This is a genomic window from Streptomyces sp. NPDC058308 (assembly GCF_042880275.1).
Taxonomy (GTDB): domain Bacteria; phylum Actinomycetota; class Actinomycetes; order Streptomycetales; family Streptomycetaceae; genus Streptomyces.
Genome location: NZ_JBHVZA010000039.1, coordinates 34,451 through 54,659 on the forward strand (window position 1 = coordinate 34,451; position 20,209 = coordinate 54,659).

Here is a 20,209-nt window from a genome sequence, read left to right on the forward strand (position 1 = left end):
GGAGTCGAGGAACTGTCATGAACAATCCCGCCGACCGGCTGGTCGATCTGCTGGACCTGGAGCAGATCGAGGTCAACATCTTCCGGGGCCGCAGTCCGAACGAGTCCCTGCAGCGGGTGTTCGGCGGCCAGGTCGCCGGACAGGCCTTGGTGGCGGCGGGCCGGACCACCGAGGGTGACCGCCCGGTGCACTCGCTCCACGCGTACTTCCTGCGCCCGGGGCGCCCGGGCGTGCCCATCGTGTACCAGGTCGAACGGGTCAGGGACGGGCGCTCCTTCACCACGCGCCGCGTCACCGCCGTCCAGCAGGGTCGCACCATCTTCAACCTCACCGCCTCCTTCCATCAGCCCGAACAGGGCGCCTTCGAACACCAACTGCCGCCGCGCCTCACGGCCCCCGATCCGGAGACGCTGCCGACGGTCGCGGAAGAGATCAGGGAACACCTCGGCGCGCTCCCCGAGCAGTGGGAACGCATGGCCCGACGCCAGCCCTTCGACATCCGTTATGTCGAACGGCTGCGCTGGACCGCCGAGGAGATCAAGGACGCCGAGCCGCGCAGCGCGGTGTGGATGCGCGCCGTCGGCCCGCTGGGCGACGACCCGCTCGTGCACACCTGCGCACTCACGTACGCCAGCGACATGACACTGCTCGACGCGGTCCGCATCCCGGTGGAGCCGCTCTGGGGCCCTCGCGGCTTCGACATGGCATCGCTCGATCACGCCATGTGGTTCCACCGGCCCTTCCGCGCCGACGAGTGGTTCCTCTATGACCAGGAGTCCCCCATCGTCACGGGGGGCCGCGGCCTCGCCCGGGGCCGCATCTATGACACCGAGGGCCGGCTCCTGGTGTCGGTGGTACAAGAGGGGTTGTTCCGTCCGTACGGGGAGCGTCACATGGACAGTCCGACAACAGGCGCGTGACCGACGGAGATCCTGAGCTGGAGGCGTGGTGCGACGGATTGATGTGCTGGAGCGGCGGGCGAGGCTGGCGCTGCGCCACCGGTTGACCGCGGACACCAAGTCGAACGATCCGGTCGAGGTGGCCCGGTCGCTGCTGGCCCTGCACGGCACCGACCCGTCGTCGGTGTACATCGGCGCCTGGGCCCGGATGCGGGACGGCCGCCTGGCGGATGTGGAGCGCGCCCTTTATGAGGACCGGTTGCTGATCCGGTTGATGGGCATGCGGCGCACGGTCTTCGTCACGTCCCTGGACATCGCTCCGGTGTTGCAGGCCGCATGCTCGCGGGCGGTTGCCACGCGGGAGCGGCGTCTCGTTCTGGGGATGCTCGCGGAGTCCGGTGTCGCCGATGACGCGGCGGGTGTTCAGGCGTGGCTGGCGGAGGCCGAGGCAGTGGCGCTGAAGGCGCTCGAGGAACGGGGCGAGGCAACCGCGGCCGAGCTTGCGGGCGCCGACCCGAGACTGAGCACCGAGCTGGTCATGGCGCGCGGCAAGAGCTACGAGGGACGTCAGAAGCTGGCCAGTCGGCTCCTTCTGCTGCTCGCGGCCGAGGGCCACGTGGTGCGCGGGAGGCCGCGCGGCACGTGGGCTTCCCATCAGTACCGGTGGGCGCCGCTGACGGACTGGTTTCCCGGTGGCCTCGCCGACTGGGACACCCAGGATGCCGAGACGGAGCTTGCCCGGCGATGGCTGCGGGCTTTCGGTCCTGCCACCGCCGATGACCTGCGCTGGTGGGCCGGGTGGACCAAGACCCAGACGAAGCGGGCGCTGACCGAGCTGCGTCCCGTAGAAGTCGACTTGGACGGGGAGACCGGGCTGCTGCTGCCCGATGACACGGAAGAATCCCCTCGTCCCGAGCCGTGGGCCGCGCTGCTGCCGGCCCTCGATTCCACGCCGATGGGGTGGCAGCAGCGCGGCTGGTTCCTCGGGGAACACGGCCCGCGACTCTTCGACAAGAACGGAAACATCGGCCCGTCCTTGTGGTGGGACGGCCGCATCGTCGGAGGGTGGGCCCAGGACAGCAAGGGCGACGTCGTGTGCCGATTCCTCGAGGATGCCGGTGCTGACGCTCGGGACGCGGTGCAGGAGGAGGCTCAGCGCCTCACCTCTCGTCTGGCCGGCGTGCGGCTGGCCCCACGCACCCGTGGACGTACATGGCTTGAGGAGGAGCTGGCCGGATGACGGCCCCAGAGGGGGCCGACGACGGGACTCGACGGGCATGTGCGCTTCCGTTCGTCATAGTTCTCAGTCCTCGGCGTGGCCGAGGACTGACGGCATGAAGAGCAACGCTGCGAAAAGGGTGGGGAACTGAGCGGGAAGCCGAGTTAGGGCAGAGATCGGTTGTTGTCGGAGGCCGTGCCCCACTCTGGGCGTGCACCCACAATGGCCCGGGGGACACCGATCGCCGCGGCGCTCTTCTGGGCCCGGGCAGCACCTATCGAATTCTGGGGCGCTACGAGGCAACCGTCGCCACACTCCGTGTCGCGGCGGTCGAGTTCCCCGACGACGGCGCACCCGAGACGCTCCTGGCCATGGCGTTGTACAACACCGGCCGGCCCCACGACGCGATGCAGATGCTTCTGACGCTGCTCACCGCCACGAGCAACGATCCGGACGTCGCGGACTACCGCCGCCGTGCCATCGAGGAGTACGCCAAGGGCCTGGACGCCACGGTGGTAGGGATTCGTACGCGGCGCGGCTCAGGTCGTCCTATGCCCTCCTGCGGCGCAGCCACTTCATCAAGCTGCGCGGCGCCGGTGCCGAGCCCTCGGCCGCGGCTTCGCTCGACGGCACGAACGCCGCAGCAGGAACGGCCGGTTCCGACGTGATGCACGGAGCGGGCCGCGGTGCCGCGCGCTGAGCTCGGGCCTGCACGAGGCCGATCAGTAGGCTGGAGCGCAGCCATCGGATCTCGTCCGGGTCGTCCGCGGTCGTGATCTTCTCTACGATCCGCGCTCCGGGTGAGTCAGGCGCCCCATGGGTACGGGGCAGGGGCCGGAGCCGATGGAGATAGGCGCGTTCATAGGGGTCCCTGACGATCTCCGCGATCTGCACCGGGTCGAGCAACGAGGCCATGGCGGCGGCGCGCTCCCATGCGTCGCCCGACTGGCGCAGCAAGAATCCCGCGTGCCGCCCTCGCCAGTTGCGTGCTCGCAGGTCCTGGCCTGCGTCGAGCCGGTCGCGCATCGTTTCCGGCATACGGCCCGTGAGCAGCCTGGCGTTGATCCCGGATTCGGCGAAGTGCCGCAGCTCTTCGGCAAGATAGAGCCACACGACCGCCCGGTATCGATTGAGGTAGAACTTCACGGGCGTCAAGACGCCGGCGCGGGCGAGGCGGGTGAAACGTGCCGTGGTGATGTGCATGAGCTCCGCGCCCTCCGCGGTTCCCACGACTCTGACGCTTTCCCTCAGCGCCTCGGGAGACCCGTCGCCGCCGCGCACGCGATCGATCTCCTCGCGAGTGACCCGTCGCTGTCCGCTCACGGCCTCCTCGACGGTGCGAATACGGCCCAGCATTACCGCCAGATCGAACTCGCCCCGTTTCAAACCCAGTTCCTTCGCCGCCCGGGTCGGCGTGACGGCCGATGGAAGGCTCGTTGCGCGGGTGGGCTGCGTGACGGTGTCACCGGTCATGGTGGATCTCCCCCGTGAGATGAACTTGCTCTCGGGAAAAACCGTAGCCCGATCACCGCGAACCTCGCTGAGCCTGTGGATAACCCTTGTCGTGGCAGCGTCAGAGCAGGTCAGAGGTCCACGACGGGCGCGCGCTCCGGCTGCCGTGCGCCCACGCCCAAGTGTTCCCCGACCCGATTGACGAGCAGCGTCATCTCGTAGGCGACCTGGCCCATGTCGGCCTCCGCCGAGCTCAGCACACAGAGACAACTGCCGTCACCCGCCGCCGTGACGAACAGGACCGCATCGTCGAACTCAATCATCGTCTGACGCACGTTGCCTGCCTGGAAGTGGCGCCCCGACCCCTTGGCGAGGCTGTGCAGTCCTGAGGCGACTGCGGCCAGATGTTCCGCGTCCTCCCGCTTCAGATCCGAGCTCGCTCCGGTCACCAGACCGTCGTTGGACAGCACCAGCGCATGCCGTACGTGCTCCATCCGCTGCGTCAGATCGTCGAGCAGCCAACCGAGCCCCATGCTCTGCCCCATGTTCCTGTCTCCCCGTGTCCGCTCCCCCTGGCTGGAGGACCTGACCTGCCAGCCTTCACCACGACCGGCGCCCCGGCAAGCATGATGGGGCCATGGCACAGAAGATGACCGATCACGAGTGGCGGGCCTTCGTCTCACACGGCACCCGGACCGCCAAGCTCTCGACCGTCAGAGCGGACGGCAGCCCGCACATCGCGCCGATCTGGTTTCTGCTCGATGGGGACGACCTCCTGTTCAACACTGGCAAGGAAACCGTCAAGGGTCGAAACCTCGCACGGGACGGACGCGTGGCCGTGTGCGTCGACGACGACCAGCCGCCCTTCGCCTTCGTCGTTCTGCAGGGTCGCGCCGAACTGAGTGAGGACCTCGACCAGCTCCGGCACTGGGCGAACCGGATCGGCGCACGCTACATGGGCGAGGACCGAGCCGAGGAGTTCGGCAAGCGCAACGGCGTACCGGGGGAACTCCTCGTGCGCATGCGAATCGACAAGGCCCTGGCGTACGCCGGAGTCGCCGACTGACCGGCTCTCAGACGACTCCTAGGGGCGCCTGACAGCACAGGGAACCCACTGACACCACAGGGAATCCACCGAGAGGGTGCCCCGCCGAGCGCCTACTGAGTGTTCGCAGCAGGCTCAGCCCACCGAATCGAGCAGCCGGGCGGTATGGACCCGCCCGGCGTACTCGACCAGACGGATCAGCACCTCTTTCCCCGAATCGCGGTCCCGGGCGTCGCACAGCACCACGGGTGTCCCACGGTCGAGGTCCAAGGCTCGCGACACATCGTGTGCCCCATACGTGCGCGTGTTCGCAAAGCAGTTGACCGCCACGACGAACGGAATGCGACGGTGCTCGAAATAGTCCACGGCGGGGAAGCAGTCCTCGAGCCGGCGGGTGTCCGCGAGTACCACGGCGCCGAGGGCTCCTTGGGACAGCTCGTCCCACAGGAACCAGAAACGGTCCTGGCCCGGAGTGCCGAACAGGTACAGCGACAGGCCCGACCGAATGGTGATACGGCCGAAGTCCATGGCCACCGTCGTCGTGGTCTTCCGGTCGACGCCTTCGGTGTCGTCCACCGACTGCCCCACCTCGCTCAGCAGTTCTTCGGTACGAAGCGGGCGGATCTCGCTGACCGCGCCCACCAAGGTGGTCTTGCCCACCCCGAAACCGCCCGCGACCAGGATCTTCAGCGCCATGGCGGTGCTCTCGGCGGCCATGGCGTCAGAGCGCTCGGAGCCCATCGATCACCTCTCGGAGGATCTTTTCGTCGGGAAGCTGTGCGGGTGGTACCGGGCGGCTTACCTTCACACAGCCCATCTCCAGCAGATCGCCGAGAAGTACTCTGACCACCCCCACGGGCAGATCGGCGTCGGCGGCAAGCTCGGCGACGGACTGTGTTTCGGAGCGGCACAGTTCGATGAGTGCCCGGTGTTCGGGGCCGAGCGCGGTGTGTTCGCCGGGCGCAGGTGCACTGGGGGCGAGCGTCACGAGAGCGATCAGGTCGAAGCGGACTCCACGCGGCCCCGGCCTGGTCCGTCCGCCCGTCATCGCGTAGGGGCGCACGAGGGGCCCGGCTTCGTTGTCGTACCACTGGCTGCCGGGCCGGGCCGACCCGTCGCTGGTCTCCTCGGTCATGGGTTCCGACCGTCCTCGGTCATGAGGGCTTCGACCGTCCTCGGTCATCCGGCGACCGGTGGCCGCTCTGCGCCGCGCGCCGGGGTATCGAGGTGCTCACCCACACGCTTGACCATGCGCGCCATCTCGTACGCGACGAGACCGATGTCGGCCGTCACCGAGGTGAGCACGGCAAGGCAGGAGCCGTCACCCGCGGCAGCAACGAACAAGAAGGCGTCGTCCATCTCCACCATGGTCTGGCGCACTCCACCGGCTCCGAAGTGCCGCCCCGCGCCTTTGGCGAGGCTGTGGAATCCCGAGGCCACGGCAGCGAGGTGTTCGGCGTCCTCGCGGGCGAGCCCGGTGGAGGCGCCGACCGGTAGTCCGTCGTTGGACAGCACCACCACGTGCCGCACCTCGCCCACGCGCAGTACCAAGTCGTCCAGCAGCCAGTCGAGTTCTCCGGTCCGGCCGCCGGGGATGCGCTGATCCTGGATCATGCGGGGTCTCCTTCACTGCTGTCAGTGCCCGGTACAGGACCCGGGTCTGCCGGGGCGGTACGTCCGGTACCGGGAAGCGGGCCCCCGCCGCGCGCCCAGCCCTCGCGGTATGCGGTCATGCGGGCGCGCACCTCCTCAGGGCTGCGCTCGTCCTGTGTACGGGTCCCTGCCATGCCGCCTCCGTCCGCAGGGCGGGGTTCGCGCAGCTGAGGGGCGAGACTCGCCTGGCGTACGCGGCGCGGGAGGTCACCCGACGAGTCCTCGGCGTCGGCGACGTCAAGCGAGCCGCTGCCGTTGTCGGCTGAAGCAGTTGGAGGGGTGTCGGCGGCCTCGTGCCTGGCTCGGCCCTGGTGCAGACGCAGTGTGGTGGCCCCGGCCGGGGCACCCGCCTCGATCGCCGCAGCCAGCGCGGGGCGGGGCGCAGAGGCAGAAACGGAGTTGGTGTCGTGGTGCTGGTGCGATGCTCCCTGCACGCGCGCGTGCCCCTTGTCCAAGTCGCCTCCGCGAGCGGCGAGGTGGGCCTCCGTGCTTCCCACTGTGCCGCCGTGCAGGAGCGCGGTGGGAAGCAGTACCACCGCTGTGGTGCCGCCGTACGGTGACGTGCGCAGGTGCACCTTGATGCTGTGGTGAGCCGCAAGCCTGCTGACCACGAAGAGGCCGAGCTGATCGCTGTCGAACAGATCGAGCGCCTCGGACTGCTCGACACGCCGGTTGGCCTCGGCGAGCGTCTCCTTGCCCATGCCGAGCCCTCGGTCCTCGATCTCCAGGGCATAGCCATTGCCCACCGGTTCGCCACTGATCCGCACCTTGGTGTGCGGCGGCGAGAACTGGGCGGCATTCTCGACGAGTTCGGCCACGAGGTGGGTGAGGTCGGCCACGGCGGTCCCGATGACTGATGCCGCGGGGAGCTGGCGTACCTCCACGCGCGCGTAGTCCTCGACTTCGGAGACCGCCGCACGCACCACGTTCGTCAGCGAGACGGGCATCCGCCAGGCCCGACCTGGTGCTGCACCGGAGAGGATGATCAAGCTCTCCGCATGGCGCCTCATCCGGGTCGTCAAGTGGTCGAGCCGGAAAAGGTCACTGAGCTCGTTCGGATCTTCTGCTCTGCGCTCCATGCTGTCGAGGAGACTGAGCTGCCGGTGGACAAGAACCTGCGTTCTGCGGGCCAGGTTGACGAAGACTCCGGAGATGCCGCTGGCCAGCTCCGCGCGCTCGATCGCCGCATGCAACGCCGCCCGGTGGACGGTGCCGAGCGCTTCGGAGACCTGCCCCGTCTCGTCCTCCGCGGGTGGTCCGGGAGGCGCCTCGGTGTGGATGTCGATCTCTTCTCCGGCTCTCAGCCGCCGCATGGCCTGGGGCAGTTTGCGCCGAGCGATCTCCAAGGCTCCGTTGCGCAGGCTGACGAGTTCGATGACGAGGCCCCGACCGATGCGTACGGAGATGACGAGTGAGGCGGCAACGGCCACCAGCCCGAGGAGGACCGCGGCGCCCGCCGGGGTGAGCACCCCGTGGGTGAGCGGATCGGCCCGGTCCGCAGCACTGTCGTCCGCCTTCTCCTCGATCGCGTGCAGCTCTTCCCTCACGTCCGCGTAGGCCTTGTCCCAGGCTCCTGAGGGGGCCGCGGCGAGTGCCTTGCGGCCGGGCTGGGCCAGCGTCACCTTGTCCTCGGCGGCGCGTACGACGCCGTAGGCTCTTGCGGCCTCGACACCGCGCCAGGCAGCCTGATCCGGTCCGCGGAGGTCCGCTACCGCCGCTTCGGTCAGTGTCCGGCGGGTGTCGACGGCCCCGGTGAACAGCCGGAGACCCGCTCCTTCGAAGGCTCCGTCCAGCCGGGCCGCGGCGAGCAAGACGTCCTCGCGAGCCAGCATCTCCCCTGCCCTGGAGAATTCGAGCAGTACGCGCGCGTGGGAGCCCTCCGCGGTGTCCTGCATGCCGGTGAGCGCCCCGTCCACTGCGAAGGCCTGCGAGATCGTCTTCGTGTACTGGCCGTACGTCGCGTCCCATCCCATGCGACGGTCCAGCACTTCGGCCCGAGTGGAGCGGAGGTCCTGGACACCCGACACGAAAGATTCGAGCCGGTCCGCCGCACCTTCGGGAAGTCCCGCTCCGTCAGCGACGGTTCGGTCATCTCCCAAGCGCAGTTCGGCCACGGCGCGGTCGGTGCGCGTCGCCCGCCTCTGCAGGGTGCCGCCGCGCTCGGCATCCGGGTCTGCCGCGTAGCGCACGGCGGCGACGCGTTCGGCCTGGAGCGCGGTGACGGTGGCCTCGACCGGCGTGCGTACGTCGGCGTCGACACGCTGCAGCTGACGCAGGCGTGCCACGTCCTGTGCCGTGCTGACGGTCGCGTACCCCCACAGGGCGAGCAGCGAGACGACGGGCACCATCAACAGGCACACGATCTTGGCGCGCACGGTGCGTGGTCGCACCCGCCACCATCCCGCGCGCGTGGAGGCCCTGTAGGTCGTCTGGTCGGTGAATCGGCCTTCTGCGTGCGGGTGTTCATCTGCGGGCGGGCCCGCGTGCGCGCGGCGACCGCGCGTTGGAGGCTCCGCCGGCAGAGGTGCCGTGTCTGTGAGCGGTTCGGGGGTGCTTGGGGCGGTGTCCATGGCCTCCTCGCTGGGGTGGATGCGCTGTCCTGTGGCGCCCTACCGGCCCACGACCGTCATCGGCGGGCGGCGTCCTCAACCGGTCGCTGGGCCGAAACTGAGGCCTCGCGCTCCCCGGTGGTCGGGGACAGCGCGACGAATGCCGAGGTCAGAAAGAGGTAGGAGCCGAGGCCGACGGCAAGGGGGAAGATGAACTGCATCGTCGTGGCACCGGGGAGGGCGGCTTCGGATGGGACGACCCGCACGCTCACCGCGAGCATTCCGGTGTAGTGCATACTGCTCACCGCCCCGCCCATGACCAGCGACGCCACCGCGACCGCGAGGGGCGACTTGATGTTGATAGCGGCCCACAGGGCTGCGGTCGCAGCGACGACGGCGATGACTACGGAGAGGCCAACGAGCACTGGGTCGTACCGCACGTCGCCGTGCAGACGCAGGGCCGCCATGCCGAGGTAGTGCATGCTCGCGACACCCAGTCCCGTGGTGAGTCCACCGAGCGCCAGTGCTCGTCCGCGGTCACGGCCGTATCCCACGGCGAAGACCCCGGCGCCCACCACTGCCATCGCGACCAGGAGACTCAGGATGGTGAGGGGCACGTTGTAGCGGATCTCTGTGCCGGTGACTCCGAAGCCGAGCATGGCGACGAAGTGCATCGTCCAGATTCCGGTGCCGACGGCGGAGGCGGCGGTGATGAGCCAGTTCCGGCGTGAGCGGCCCGAGGCGCCCAGCGCACGGACGGTGCAGCGCAGCCCGAGGGCGGCGCCGATACAAGCCATCGCGTACGACAGCGCGGGGGTCAGCCAGCCGAAGGTGGCGTGGTCCAGGTGTCCCATGGCCCCGGGACGCTAGTCCGACCCGGGGCGCACAACGGGGGCGCAGTTCGAAAGCTGCCGGAATATGACAGAGAGAGGACCCTGAACGACCGCGTCACGCTCGAACGAGTGCACCCAACGCACGTGCGCCTGCTTGCGGGATCATGGGTCACATGAGCGACGACCACACGAAGGTCCAAGAGTTCTTCACCGCCCGCGCAGCCGACTGGGACGCCCGTTTCCCCGACGACGGGCCCGCCTATCGGGCCGCCGTCGACGAGCTGTCACTTCGCCCGGGCTCGTCCGTGCTCGACGCCGGGTGCGGGACCGGGCGCGCCCTGCCGGCCCTCAGGAACGCCGTGGGGCCTTCCGGGGTGGTGCTGGGCGCGGACCTGACGCCGGCCATGCTCGAGGCCGCGACACGCGCGGGCAGGCACCACGACGGGCAGCTTCTGCGCGCCGACGTGGCGCGCCTGCCGCTGCGCGCTCAGAGCCTCGACGCCGTCTTCGGCGCCGGACTCATCGCCCATCTGGCCGATCCCGCCGAGAATCTCAGGGAGTTGCGACGCGTGGTACGTCCTGGCGGGCTGCTTGCCCTCTTCCACCCCATCGGCAGAGCAGCGCTCGCGGCGCGACAGGGACGGCAGATCACTCCGGAAGATCTGCGGGCTGAGGCCAATCTCGGTCCGCTGCTGGCGGGGTCCGGCTGGCTCATGACGTCGTACGTCGACGAGGATGCCCGGTTCCTCGCGCTGGCGGTACGTCAGGACTGAGCGGACCGCCGCGGAAACGGGCAACCGCGGACACCGGGGACGGGGAACGAACCGAGCTCGGCAACCTCGTACCCGTCGGGGTAGCCCTTGACCTCGCGGTTCTGTCGCGCGTAGTGCGGCGTGCTGCGCGGCGGCATGAGGCGCACCGCGCGCCCTCTCAGCCGTACCGCGCCCCTGACCACCGAGCGGGCGATCACACCTGGCTGTTCGTACCGGAACGCTCGCAGCAGCGGCTCGTCGAGCAACGCCAGAGTCGACCTGCGCAGCAGGGGCGCCAAGGCGTTGGGGTACCACGAGGCCATCAGGTCCAGGGTCGCGTCGGACACCTCCCGCGCCCCTTGGTCCCAGCCGAAGTGTGCCTCTTCGTAGTCGTCGAGGCACTGTTCGAACTCTTCGTAGGAGCCAGGAATCTCTCTGATGCCGAAGTGCTGCCCGAGGGTGCGGTAGTACGCGGCAGCCGCGGCCATCTCGTGATGGGAGAGCCTGCGCCAGCCGTAGGCATTGATCCATCGCTTCGGCACCACCACGAACGTACACAGTACGTAGCGCATGTCGTCGTTGCTGATGTCATAGCTGCGGTGCATCTGGTTGATGCGGCGGATGGCCGTGCGGCCGGTTTCGCTCGTGAAGCCGTGTTCCAGGATGGAGTCGAGGAGGAGCGCTGTGTCGTCGTATCTCTTCTGCGTACGCCCCGTCAGCTCGGCTGTCTGTGCAAGCAGTCGGCCGATGCTGGGAACCGCGTACGTGCGGTATAGCGCGAGTTCGAGTGCGCGTGTGTAGTCCCACGGAAACTCGAAGGTCGTGGTGAGTCGGTAGATCTCGAGGAAGTCCCGCTCCGGATCGAGGCGCCGGATCTGCTGGAGCCGTTCGAAACGCTTCACCGTGTGGTCCCCCTTATGCCACCGGAACACTAACCCTACGTTGATGGGCAGTAGGCAAGCGTGCGGCTGTACCAACCGCATCGGGGGAAGGTAGACCACATGATCGATGGACTGCGCAAGTTATGGCGCGCCAAGAAGCCGGCGCGGGACGAGAACGATCGCATCCAAGGGCACAGCAGCCCCAGGCGCGCACACAACCTCTTCGAAGCTGCCGCCGTCTACGTGGCGGCGAGCGCCGAGGACGATCAGGACGAGATGGACGAAGCCGCGGGCTGGGTCTCTCCCGAAGCACTGTCGTTCGGCGTCAGCGAACTGGCCTGCCGAGCTGTCATCGCTCTCGCGCGCGAACGCGACGAGTCCCCGCGGGACGTCGCCCGTTCGCTCCTCGGGTTGCCCGCCGCTTGAGTCCGCGTCCGCACCACTACCGTCGAGCGAAGCGATGTCCTGGTGAATTTCCTGGTCATCCACCCTCGACGATCTCTGGGGCAAGTGGTTAGGGTGCGCCGACAGGTGAAGCGATGGGGAGGCAGGCATGGCCGGAACGGACGACGCTGTCGCCGCCGAAGACGACGCGCTGTACGTGCTGACGGCGGTGCTCCTGACACCCGCGAAATTCCCCAGCGTGCTGGGCGACGACTATCCGGAGGCGTGCGCGGCGCTCGGCCTCGCACCGCTCACCGCGGGGTACGGACTGGTGCTCGGCCAGGACGGGGAGGGCGCGCGCTGGACGGTGGTCGTCGATGACGTCTCCCTCGTGGCCGTGGCGATCGCTTCCTGGGACTGCGGCATGGAGTACGACCTGTCCCCCGACGACCGCACAGTGGTCACCGCACTGCCCGGCTGGCCTCTCGCCGTCGCCGTTGCAGCCCCGGGAGTGCCGGCTCCGCACGACCCGGAGCCCGACCCCGAGGACACCGAGCGGCCACCGCTCGCGCCACCGACATCCAAGACGTGGGGTCCGGCTCAGCGGCGGCTGGGGGCCGACGAGATAGCGCTGCAGTGGGCAGCTTGGCGGGGACAGATCGACGACGCCGACTTCGCTGCGGACGGAGTACCGGAGGATGCCCCGGACAACTCCGAAGCCGCGCCTCTGACCGGTGTCCGGCGTGTCCTGGCGGAAGCCCGGGCCTACGTGGACACTCCCCCGCCCCTGGGCCGAGTGCGGTCGTCCTTCGCCTCGGGTGACGCACGCACGCTGCGGGCCGACGGCCCCGGCTGGTCCATGGTCGCCAGGACCGACGACATCGCGTTCGTACTGCTGGACGAGGAACCGGGAGAGGTGTTGCCGGTGGGCCGGGGTCCCGAGCTTCCCGCGTTGCTGGAGGCCCTCGACAAGATGGCGGTCCGCCCTTCCTGACTACGGTCGTCAGCGCACGCACGCGACCGCTCGGTCACACGCTTCAGCAGGGGGAACGCAGTCCAGAGCTGGCTGCCTCACGGCGCGGCCCGCGCGGCCTCAGTGGCCTATCTCCTTACGCGTGACGCGCCGCAGCCTGCGCCGCTGACCGGGATCGAGGGTCAGGTAGGCGGCCGCGGGGACCCCGAGCACGATCAGGAGTGCGGCCCACCACGGCAGCCAGATCAGCAGAATGATTCCGGCCGCCACGCCTCCCGCGGCGATTTTCGCGTTCTTCGACATGTGTGTTGCCTCCTCCGCGGCTCTCGCCGCTCTCTGTCTTGGAGAACGGGATCGGCCCTCCCCCAGTTCCGAACCGCACCCCTGAGAGAACCCTGAGCTGTGGCCCCTACTGGTCACCGAGCTGCTTGCTTCCGGCCTTCGGCCCGCACGAGCACCGTATCCGCCCTACTCGACGCGGAGAGGCTCGCCGACTTCGTACATGTGGCGCAGCACCTGCCGGTAGGAGTCGGCGAATCCGGCCTCTGTGTAGGACATGCTCACGGCGGCGCAGTGGGCGCGCACGACGGGTTGGGCGAGCCGGAGGTGCGGGCGGGGCATGCTGGGGAACAGGTGATGCTCGATCTGGTAGTTGAGGCCGCCGAGGAACCAGTCAGTCGCCAGGCCGCCTCGGATGTTGCGCGAAGTGAGCACCTGGCGACGCAGGTGCCCCCACCGTTCGCCATCGGGATCCGGCATTTCCATGCCCTTGTGGTTGGGCGCGAAGGCCAGCCCGAGATGCAGGCCGAACAACGCCTGATGGACGGCAGCGAAGGCGATGGCCTGGCCGATGGGCATGGCGGCGAGCAGCAGCGTCACGTAGCCGACGAGGTGGGCGACGAGCAGGATGCCTTCCACCACACGCTCGCGCGCGTCCTGCCGACGCAGGTCCTTGAAGCCGTAGATCTTCATGGCGACGCCCTGGAGGAGCGTCAGTGGGAAGAACAGCCAGGCCTGGTTGCGGGTGAGCCAACGCCGGAATCCCACCCGGACCTTGGCCTGCCTGCTGGTCCACACGAGGACGTCCGCGGCGACATCGGGGTCCTTCTCGATGTGGTTGGGGTTGGCGTGGTGCCTGTTGTGCTTGTCGTTCCACCAGGCCGAGCTCATCCCGAGCAGGAGGTTGCCGTGCACGAGGCCGATGGCACGACTGACGGACCGGCTTCCGGATATCTGCGAATGACCCGCGTCATGGCCGATGAACGCCGTCCGGGCGCACAGGACGGACAGTACGGGGGCGAGCAGCAGCACCCACCACGAGGATCCGAGGAGGAACATCCCGACGCCCACAGCCACCAAGGCGAGGCCGTTGACCGCGATGGTGCGCGCATACCAGCCCACGCGGCGGTCCAAGAGGCCCTGCTCCTTGACCGTGCGCAAGAGAGGCGCGAAATCACTTCCGGTGCTCTTCCTGCCAAGGTCGGCTGGGGAGCGTTCCGCGACTGCCGCGGCCTGGGACATGGTGGGTCTCCGGTCTTCGTGACGACGGGCTGACCTCATAGAACGTACGGACCGGTAACCCTCGGCAGCCATGGCGGCACCACCCGTGTGCGACCGGGGGTCAGCACCGCTCAACAGGGGGGCTGGCTACACCCCGCGCCGGGAAGTGACCTGAATCACCGACATCCTGCTGCACCCAAGCTGTCGTCCTGCTGTACTCTCGGGCGCTCTGGTCGGTAGTCAAATTTGAGGAATGCGTCTCGCTGTGCACAGGCCCCCTGTCGTGTCCCCCTCCGAGATCCCCGAACTGTCCCGCTGTTCCATCCTTTTCGTGCCTGCCGACCCTCCCCGCGACGGACGCGTCGCCTTCTGGCGCCCTGACGGCACGGGCCCCCCGGACACCTCCGTCGGCTCTGTCGAAGAACTGACGGTCGCCGTACCGGGGGACGAAGGCATCGAGCTCGTCACCGTGTCCGCGGTACTGCTGCCTGTCCGCGCCGCATTGCCGGTCCTCACGCGCGCGCGTGTCGCGACCGAGACGCATCCGACAGGTGCCTTCTGGGGTACGGCGGGCGTGCTGGCACTGCAGCTGGCCGCTCGAGGATTGCTGTTGCCTGGTCTGACCGCCGGCGATCACGACGCTTGGCGTACGGGACCGTTGGGCGCCGAGGGCCTCCAGCGGCTGCGTGAGCTGGCCGCAGCGATGCCACCGGCCGCCCACGCGCTGCCGTTGGACGACAGTGTTCCGCTGCGGCTGCCCGAGCCGGAGCGCCTGCTGCGCCAGTTTCTCGATGCCGTGGCCGACACCCTTCCGCGCTCCCCCGCGGCGCCTCTGGCGTCGGGCGGCCCCGTCTTCGCCGCGCCGGAGCCCCAGCGTGTCCCCGAACAGCGCGCCTGGGCCCTGGATGTGGCGGCCGGACACGACGCCGGTGTCCGCATCTCGTTGCGCGTGGAGATTCCCGGCCTCGCCTCGGCAGCCGAGGACGGCACCCGTCTGCCGTTCCGCGCCGTCCCGCAGCTCCACAGTGTCAGCGACCCCTCTCTCGTCGCGGACGCCGCCGAGGTCTGGGCCGACTCCGGGGCCTTGGGACAAGCCTTCGGGCCACGTTCACGCATGGATGCCCTGCTCGCTCTGCGTCGTGCCACGCGTGCGTGGCCGCCGCTCGCCCCGCTGCTCTCGGCCACCGTGCCCGACGCGATCGAGCTGGCCGACGAGGATGTCACGGCACTCCTGGGCGAAGGCACCCGTGCGCTGGCCGTCGCCGGCGTCGACGTGCACTGGCCCAAGGAACTGGCACGCAGCCTTACGGCGCGCGCGGTCATCGGCCCTTCGGACGAGGAGGGCGACGGCCACGACAAGGGCCCGCACAAGCTCTCCTCGGACACACCGTCCTTCCTGTCCGCCGATGCGCTGCTCGCCTTCAACTGGCGCTTCGCTCTGGGCGGTCAGCAGCTGACACGTGCAGAGCTGGACCGCCTCGCCGAGGCCAACCGTCCGGTGGTCCGCCTGCGCGACCAGTGGGTGCTCATCGACCCCGAAGAGGCGCGTCGCGCCCGCGACCGGCACGACCACAAGGTCACCCCGATCGATGCCCTCAGCGCCGCACTGACCGGCTCGGCCGAGATCGGCGGAGAGCGCGTCGACGTGCAGCCGACGGGCTGGCTCGCCACGCTGCGCGAACGACTCGCCGACCCGGAGGGCATGGACCCCGTCGGCCAACCGCAGGCGCTCTCCGCCGAACTGCGGGACTACCAGTTGCGCGGTCTGAACTGGCTGGCGCGGATGACCTCCCTCGGTCTCGGCGCCTGCCTCGCCGACGACATGGGCCTCGGCAAGACGATCACTCTGATCTCGTTGCATCTGCATCGTCAGACGCAGGAGCAGTCAACGGGACCCACGCTGGTGGTCTGTCCGACGTCGCTGATGGGCAACTGGCAGCGCGAGATCGAGAAGTTCGCGCCCGGCACACCGGTCCGCCGCTTCCACGGCGGCCAACGCAGCCTGGAAGGCCTGGCAGACGGCGAGTTCGTGCTCACCACCTACGGCACGATGCGGCTCGACACCGAGAAGCTCGGGCAGACCTCCTGGGGCATGGTCGTCGCTGACGAGGCCCAGCACGTCAAGAACCCTTACTCGGCCACGGCCAAGCAGCTGCGCACGATCGGGACACGGGCGCGTGTGGCACTGACCGGCACCCCGGTAGAGAACAACCTCTCCGAGCTGTGGGCCATCCTGGACTGGACGACACCGGGCCTGCTGGGCAAGCTCGGGACCTTCCGCACGCGTTACGCCCAGGCCGTGGAGGGCGGCACAGACCCGACCGCCGCCGAGCGGCTCGGACAGCTCGTACGCCCGTTCCTCCTGCGCCGCCGCAAATCGGATCCGGGGATCGCACCCGAACTCCCACCGAAGACGGAGACCGATCGCGCCGTCTCACTCAGCACGGAACAAGCGGGCCTCTACGAAGCCGTGGTGCGGGAGACGCTCGCGGACATCTCCGGTGCCGACGGCATCGCCCGCAGAGGGCTGATCGTCAAGCTCCTCACAGGTCTCAAGCAGATCTGCAACCACCCCGCGCAGTACCTCAAGGAGGACCGGCCCCGGATTGCCGGACGCTCCGGAAAGCTCGAACTGCTCGACGAGTTGCTCGACACGATCCTCGCCGGAGGCGCGAGTGTGCTCGTCTTCACTCAGTACGTGCAGATGGCGCGGCTCATCGAGCGGCACCTGTCGACCCGCGGTGTTCCCTCGCAGTTCCTGCACGGCGGCACGTCGGTCGCGCAGCGGGAAGCGATGGTGCAACGCTTCCAGGACGGTGCCGTACCGGTGTTCCTGCTGTCTCTGAAGGCGGCGGGAACGGGCTTGAACCTGACACGCGCGGAACACGTCGTGCACTACGACCGCTGGTGGAACCCCGCAGTCGAGGCTCAGGCCACCGACCGCGCGTACCGCATCGGGCAGACACAGCCGGTGCAGGTACACCGGCTGATCGCGGAAGGAACCATCGAGGACCGCATCGCCGACATGCTGCTGCGCAAGCGGGAGTTGGCGGACGCCGTCCTCGGGTCCGGCGAGTCCGCTCTGACCGAGCTGACCGACGCCGAACTGTCGGATCTGGTGGAGCTGCGAGGGGGCACGCGATGAGTGACATCCATGACGAGTTGTTCGGTACCGCGGACGACGACCCGCGCGCGGGCATGCAGGCCGAAGAGCGCACGTTCGCGGCGTTGCCACCAGCGCACGGCAAGGGCTTCGCGCAGAGCTGGTGGGGCCAGGCCTGGCTGAAGGCCCTGGAAGACACGGCACTCGACCTGCAGCAACTCAAAGCGGGCCGCAGGCTGGCGCGCGCGGGTGCCGTGGGGGCGGTCTCGGTGCGACCCGGCCGGATCACGGCGGTCGTCAAGGACCCTGACGGCACACCGCACCGCTCCGATGTCCTGCTGCAGGAGCTGAGCTCCGAGGAGTGGGACCGCTTCCTGTCCATGGCGGTCGAACGGGCCGGGCACATCGCGGCGCTCCTCGACCGCGAAATGCCACCCCATCTGGTGGAGGACTCCGCGGCGGCCGGCGTCGAACTCCTGCCGGCCATCGGCGACCTGGAGCCGGAGTGCGACTGCGACGCGTGGGACCACTGCGGGCACACGGCAGCACTCTGCTATCAGGTGGCACGCCTCCTCGACGAAGACCCTTTCGTGCTGCTGCTGATGCGAGGGCGTGGAGAGCGGATACTCCTCGACGAGCTGCAGGTGCGGAGCATCACCTCGGCTGACGCGCCGGAGCACGAGGACGGTGCCCAGGAGGCCGTCCCAGAGGGTGTCAGCGCCGCGGAGGCCTACGCGGACGGCGCCGTCCTCCCCCCGTTGCCCGCGCTGCCGCCGCTGCCCGCGGAGCCGGGTCTGCCGCCGGCACTCGACACGGAGGCGGAGCCCGCGCCAGGTCTCGACGTGTCGGCGGTCGAGTTCCTGGCCGCGCAGGCGGCTGTCGAGGCGTACAGGATGCTGGCGGACGCACTTACTGCCGGGCACGAAGACCTGCCTGTCGAGAACGAGTTGACTTGCGGTGAGGACGCCGTGCGGTTGGCAGCCGGCGAGCCCGGCAGTGTGATCGAGGCTCGGCTCGCGGAGGCATTCGGACGCGGCCGAGATGGCCTCGCACTCGCCGTGCGGGCGTGGAGGTACGGGGGACGCGCGGCACTCCATGTCCTCGAAGAACAATGGGCACCGCGGGATGAGGCACTGGCACGCGCGCGTGCCGCGCTGGACGCTGCCTGGGAAGAGGACGAACGCCCCCGGCTGCGCGCGGCCGACAACCGGTGGACTGTGGTCGGCACGGACGCACAACTCCGTCACGGACGCGACGGCCGCTGGTGGCCCTACCGCAAGGAGCGGGGCCGTTGGACGCCCGCGGGCCCGGCTGCCAACGACCCGGCGACGGCGCTGGCCGTGGCCACCGGACGAGAGTGACGCGAGGGACCGGCCCATGAACCGGGTGCGTCATGCGGAAGATGACGGATGGTGGGTGATGGATGGCCGAAACACGTGGGTCGTTCACCGGCGCGTTTCCGCCAGGCATCCGTACGCCGGGAACACCGGCGCACGCGCTCACCCTGCCCAGCGATTGAGCGCGGCCATGTCATCAGCGAGCGTGGATCACGTCGGCTCGGGAAGGTCTGGCCGCAAGAACCTTCCCAGGCTCGACAGCGGGGCATCGGATACGTCAGCTCTGTCCGCACGACCTATCTGAAGGGGGTTGACCGGGCGCCGCGCCCCTCGGGTGCTGATCGGACCGGTGGTTGACGGCGGCGCTTCCTGCCCCTCGCAGGAGGCGCCGCCGGCGCGCCCGCTGGTGTTCACCGGCACGCTGCCGATGAACACCGGGGGGCACCGGCGGAGCACTCAGTTCCGGGCCGCCAGAAGGTGGTCCATGGCCAGCTGGTCGAGGCGCTCGAAGGCCATGCCGCGCGTTGCGGCCGCCTCTACATCGAATGCCTCGTAGGCGTTCCTGTCGGCGAGTAGGCCGGAGAGCCCGTCGTCGGCTGTGGGGACCGCCAGTTCGTCCAGGCGGGCGGCGCGCAGCGCCTCACGAACTTCAGGGTCGGCTCGGAAGGCAGCCGAACGTTCGCGGAGGATCAGGTAGTTGCGCATGCAGCCTGCGGCCGAAGCCCACACTCCTTCGTAGTCCTCCGTGCGCGGCGGCTTGAAGTCGAAGTGTCGCGGCCCGTCGTATCTGCTCCGTTCCAGAAGGTCCACCAACCAGAAGGCGCTGCGCAGATCGCCGGCACCGAACCGCAGGTCCTGGTCGTACTTGATGCCGGTCTGGCCGTTGAGGTCGATGTGGAAGAGCTTGTCCGCCCACAGCGCCTGGGCGATGGAGTGCGGGAAGTTCAGGCCCGCCATCTGTTCGTGGCCCACTTCAGGGTTGACGCCGAACAGTTCCGGCCGCTCCAGGCGCTCGATGAACGCTAGGGCGTGGCCGACGGTGGGCAGCAGAATGTCACCGCGCGGCTCGTTCGGCTTCGGTTCGATCGCGAACCTCAGGTCGTAGCCCTGGGTGGTCACGTACTCGCCGAGCAGGTCGAAAGCCTCCTTCATACGGTCGAGTGCGTTGCCCACGTCCTTTGCGGCGCCAGATTCCGCTCCCTCCCTGCCGCCCCACGCGACATAGGTGTGTGCACCCAGCTCCACCGCGAGGTCGATGTTGCGGATCGTCTTGCGCAGGGCGTACCGCCGTACGTCGCGGTCGTTGGCAGTGAACGCGCCGTCCTTGAAGACGGGGTGGGTGAAGAGGTTCGTGGTGGCCATCGGGACGACGAGGCCCGTCGCGTCGAGCGCCTGCCGGAAACGCTTGATGTGCCCTTCGCGCTCCGTTTCGGACGACCCGAACGGGATGAGGTCGTCGTCATGGAACGTCACTCCGTAGGCACCCAGTTCGGCGAGGTGGCGCACCGAGTCGGCCGGGTCGAGCGCGGCCCTCGTGGCGTCCCCGAACGGATCCCTGCCCTGGCAGCCAACGGTCCACAGGCCGAAGCTGAACTTGTCCTCGGGAATGGGCTGGTAGTTCATGTGCGG

The 20,209-nt window shown here is 69.1% G+C and carries 19 protein-coding genes and 1 pseudogene; 9 read left to right on the plus strand and 11 right to left on the minus strand.

Features of this window, described 5'->3' with window-relative positions:
- Nucleotides 1-17: 17 nt before the first annotated feature.
- From ACFVYL_RS34275 to ACFVYL_RS34285, 3 genes and pseudogenes are all read left to right on the plus strand, one after another.
- Nucleotides 18-920, plus strand: coding sequence for an acyl-CoA thioesterase (locus ACFVYL_RS34275; RefSeq protein ID WP_389722979.1), 903 nt, complete (start codon nt 18-20; stop codon nt 918-920).
- Nucleotides 921-963: 43 nt separating this feature from the next.
- The gene (locus tag ACFVYL_RS34280; protein ID WP_389722982.1) at nt 964-2,139 is read left to right on the plus strand and encodes a winged helix DNA-binding domain-containing protein; all 1,176 of its coding nucleotides are present in this window, start codon (nt 964-966) and stop codon (nt 2,137-2,139) included.
- A 212-nt stretch (nt 2,140-2,351) separates the two neighbouring features.
- Nucleotides 2,352-2,633, plus strand: a pseudogene (locus ACFVYL_RS34285) (tetratricopeptide repeat protein); the annotation flags it as partial.
- A 34-nt stretch (nt 2,634-2,667) separates the two neighbouring features.
- On the opposite strand, the gene ACFVYL_RS34290 reads toward ACFVYL_RS34285, so the two are convergent.
- Both ACFVYL_RS34290 and ACFVYL_RS34295 read right to left on the minus strand, forming a co-directional pair.
- Nucleotides 2,668-3,591, minus strand: a complete 924-nt coding sequence (locus ACFVYL_RS34290) for a DUF6397 family protein (protein ID WP_389722985.1) — start codon at nt 3,589-3,591, stop codon at nt 2,668-2,670.
- A 110-nt stretch (nt 3,592-3,701) separates the two neighbouring features.
- Nucleotides 3,702-4,115, minus strand: a complete 414-nt coding sequence (locus ACFVYL_RS34295) for a roadblock/LC7 domain-containing protein (protein WP_389722988.1) — start codon at nt 4,113-4,115, stop codon at nt 3,702-3,704.
- A gap of 92 nt (nt 4,116-4,207) precedes the next feature.
- On the opposite strand from ACFVYL_RS34295, the gene ACFVYL_RS34300 reads away from it, so the two are divergent.
- Nucleotides 4,208-4,636: a PPOX class F420-dependent oxidoreductase gene (locus tag ACFVYL_RS34300; RefSeq protein WP_389722991.1), complete on the plus strand. Its 429-nt coding sequence runs from the start codon at nt 4,208-4,210 to the stop codon at nt 4,634-4,636.
- 114 nt (nt 4,637-4,750) lie between these two features.
- Here ACFVYL_RS34300 and ACFVYL_RS34305 read toward each other — a convergent pair whose 3' ends face one another.
- From ACFVYL_RS34305 to ACFVYL_RS34325, 5 genes are read right to left on the minus strand one after another with little or no spacing between them, the layout of a single operon-like run.
- Complete coding sequence (locus ACFVYL_RS34305) at nt 4,751-5,356, minus strand: ATP/GTP-binding protein (protein ID WP_389722994.1); 606 nt, start codon at nt 5,354-5,356, stop codon at nt 4,751-4,753.
- Nucleotides 5,337-5,750: a DUF742 domain-containing protein gene (locus ACFVYL_RS34310; protein WP_389722997.1), complete on the minus strand. Its 414-nt coding sequence runs from the start codon at nt 5,748-5,750 to the stop codon at nt 5,337-5,339. The genes ACFVYL_RS34305 and ACFVYL_RS34310 overlap by 20 nt, the downstream gene beginning before the upstream one ends.
- A gap of 44 nt (nt 5,751-5,794) precedes the next feature.
- Nucleotides 5,795-6,229 (minus strand): roadblock/LC7 domain-containing protein, encoded by a 435-nt coding sequence (locus tag ACFVYL_RS34315; protein WP_389723000.1) that lies wholly within the window; start codon nt 6,227-6,229, stop codon nt 5,795-5,797.
- Nucleotides 6,226-8,838, minus strand: coding sequence for a nitrate- and nitrite sensing domain-containing protein (locus ACFVYL_RS34320; protein ID WP_389723003.1), 2,613 nt, complete (start codon nt 8,836-8,838; stop codon nt 6,226-6,228). The genes ACFVYL_RS34315 and ACFVYL_RS34320 overlap by 4 nt, the downstream gene beginning before the upstream one ends.
- Before the next feature lie 56 nt (nt 8,839-8,894).
- Nucleotides 8,895-9,671, minus strand: coding sequence for an MHYT domain-containing protein (locus ACFVYL_RS34325; protein WP_389723006.1), 777 nt, complete (start codon nt 9,669-9,671; stop codon nt 8,895-8,897).
- A 152-nt stretch (nt 9,672-9,823) separates the two neighbouring features.
- Here ACFVYL_RS34325 and ACFVYL_RS34330 point away from each other — a divergent pair, with 152 nt between their 5' ends.
- Nucleotides 9,824-10,423: a class I SAM-dependent methyltransferase gene (locus ACFVYL_RS34330; RefSeq protein WP_389723009.1), complete on the plus strand. Its 600-nt coding sequence runs from the start codon at nt 9,824-9,826 to the stop codon at nt 10,421-10,423.
- Here the strand turns inward: ACFVYL_RS34330 and ACFVYL_RS34335 are convergent.
- Nucleotides 10,414-11,304: an oxygenase MpaB family protein gene (locus tag ACFVYL_RS34335; protein WP_389723012.1), complete on the minus strand. Its 891-nt coding sequence runs from the start codon at nt 11,302-11,304 to the stop codon at nt 10,414-10,416. The genes ACFVYL_RS34330 and ACFVYL_RS34335 overlap by 10 nt on opposite strands.
- Nucleotides 11,305-11,403: 99 nt before the next feature.
- Here ACFVYL_RS34335 and ACFVYL_RS34340 point away from each other — a divergent pair, with 99 nt between their 5' ends.
- Both ACFVYL_RS34340 and ACFVYL_RS34345 read left to right on the plus strand, forming a co-directional pair.
- Nucleotides 11,404-11,709: a hypothetical protein gene (locus ACFVYL_RS34340; RefSeq protein WP_389723015.1), complete on the plus strand. Its 306-nt coding sequence runs from the start codon at nt 11,404-11,406 to the stop codon at nt 11,707-11,709.
- A gap of 127 nt (nt 11,710-11,836) precedes the next feature.
- Nucleotides 11,837-12,661, plus strand: a complete 825-nt coding sequence (locus tag ACFVYL_RS34345; protein ID WP_389723017.1) for a hypothetical protein — start codon at nt 11,837-11,839, stop codon at nt 12,659-12,661.
- A gap of 99 nt (nt 12,662-12,760) precedes the next feature.
- Here ACFVYL_RS34345 and ACFVYL_RS34350 read toward each other — a convergent pair whose 3' ends face one another.
- Both ACFVYL_RS34350 and ACFVYL_RS34355 read right to left on the minus strand, forming a co-directional pair.
- Nucleotides 12,761-12,943, minus strand: a complete 183-nt coding sequence (locus ACFVYL_RS34350; protein WP_363276950.1) for a hypothetical protein — start codon at nt 12,941-12,943, stop codon at nt 12,761-12,763.
- Between the two features lie 165 nt (nt 12,944-13,108).
- Nucleotides 13,109-14,161, minus strand: coding sequence for a fatty acid desaturase family protein (locus tag ACFVYL_RS34355; protein WP_389723020.1), 1,053 nt, complete (start codon nt 14,159-14,161; stop codon nt 13,109-13,111).
- A gap of 232 nt (nt 14,162-14,393) precedes the next feature.
- Here ACFVYL_RS34355 and ACFVYL_RS34360 point away from each other — a divergent pair, with 232 nt between their 5' ends.
- Entirely contained in the window at nt 14,394-17,285 is a 2,892-nt protein-coding gene (locus ACFVYL_RS34360; protein WP_389723023.1) for a DEAD/DEAH box helicase, read from the plus strand.
- Entirely contained in the window at nt 17,282-18,604 is a 1,323-nt protein-coding gene (locus ACFVYL_RS34365) for an SWF or SNF family helicase (protein ID WP_389723026.1), read from the plus strand. Before ACFVYL_RS34360 ends, ACFVYL_RS34365 begins: the two co-directional genes overlap by 4 nt.
- Nucleotides 18,605-19,036: 432 nt before the next feature.
- On the opposite strand, the gene xylA is transcribed toward ACFVYL_RS34365, so the two are convergent.
- Nucleotides 19,037-20,203 (minus strand): xylose isomerase, encoded by a 1,167-nt coding sequence (gene xylA, locus ACFVYL_RS34370; protein ID WP_389723028.1) that lies wholly within the window; start codon nt 20,201-20,203, stop codon nt 19,037-19,039.
- Nucleotides 20,204-20,209: the final 6 nt, after the last annotated feature.

Excerpts from the sequence above, each read along its gene's own strand:
- ACFVYL_RS34320 (WP_389723003.1), bottom strand. The coding sequence starts at position 8,838 with ATGGACACCGCCCCAAGCACCCCCGAACCGCTCACAGACACGGCACCT.
- ACFVYL_RS34325 (WP_389723006.1), bottom strand. The coding sequence starts at position 9,671 with ATGGGACACCTGGACCACGCCACCTTCGGCTGGCTGACCCCCGCGCTG.
- xylA (WP_389723028.1), bottom strand. The coding sequence starts at position 20,203 with ATGAACTACCAGCCCATTCCCGAGGACAAGTTCAGCTTCGGCCTGTGG.
- ACFVYL_RS34275 (WP_389722979.1), top strand. The coding sequence starts at position 18 with ATGAACAATCCCGCCGACCGGCTGGTCGATCTGCTGGACCTGGAGCAG.
- ACFVYL_RS34315 (WP_389723000.1), bottom strand. The coding sequence starts at position 6,229 with ATGATCCAGGATCAGCGCATCCCCGGCGGCCGGACCGGAGAACTCGAC.
- ACFVYL_RS34305 (WP_389722994.1), bottom strand. The coding sequence starts at position 5,356 with ATGGGCTCCGAGCGCTCTGACGCCATGGCCGCCGAGAGCACCGCCATG.
- ACFVYL_RS34330 (WP_389723009.1), top strand. The coding sequence starts at position 9,824 with ATGAGCGACGACCACACGAAGGTCCAAGAGTTCTTCACCGCCCGCGCA.
- ACFVYL_RS34345 (WP_389723017.1), top strand. The coding sequence starts at position 11,837 with ATGGCCGGAACGGACGACGCTGTCGCCGCCGAAGACGACGCGCTGTAC.
- ACFVYL_RS34310 (WP_389722997.1), bottom strand. The coding sequence starts at position 5,750 with ATGACCGAGGAGACCAGCGACGGGTCGGCCCGGCCCGGCAGCCAGTGG.
- ACFVYL_RS34290 (WP_389722985.1), bottom strand. The coding sequence starts at position 3,591 with ATGACCGGTGACACCGTCACGCAGCCCACCCGCGCAACGAGCCTTCCA.
- ACFVYL_RS34350 (WP_363276950.1), bottom strand. The coding sequence starts at position 12,943 with ATGTCGAAGAACGCGAAAATCGCCGCGGGAGGCGTGGCGGCCGGAATC.
- ACFVYL_RS34355 (WP_389723020.1), bottom strand. The coding sequence starts at position 14,161 with ATGTCCCAGGCCGCGGCAGTCGCGGAACGCTCCCCAGCCGACCTTGGC.
- ACFVYL_RS34340 (WP_389723015.1), top strand. The coding sequence starts at position 11,404 with ATGATCGATGGACTGCGCAAGTTATGGCGCGCCAAGAAGCCGGCGCGG.
- ACFVYL_RS34295 (WP_389722988.1), bottom strand. The coding sequence starts at position 4,115 with ATGGGGCAGAGCATGGGGCTCGGTTGGCTGCTCGACGATCTGACGCAG.
- ACFVYL_RS34365 (WP_389723026.1), top strand. The coding sequence starts at position 17,282 with ATGAGTGACATCCATGACGAGTTGTTCGGTACCGCGGACGACGACCCG.
- ACFVYL_RS34360 (WP_389723023.1), top strand. The coding sequence starts at position 14,394 with ATGCGTCTCGCTGTGCACAGGCCCCCTGTCGTGTCCCCCTCCGAGATC.
- ACFVYL_RS34300 (WP_389722991.1), top strand. The coding sequence starts at position 4,208 with ATGGCACAGAAGATGACCGATCACGAGTGGCGGGCCTTCGTCTCACAC.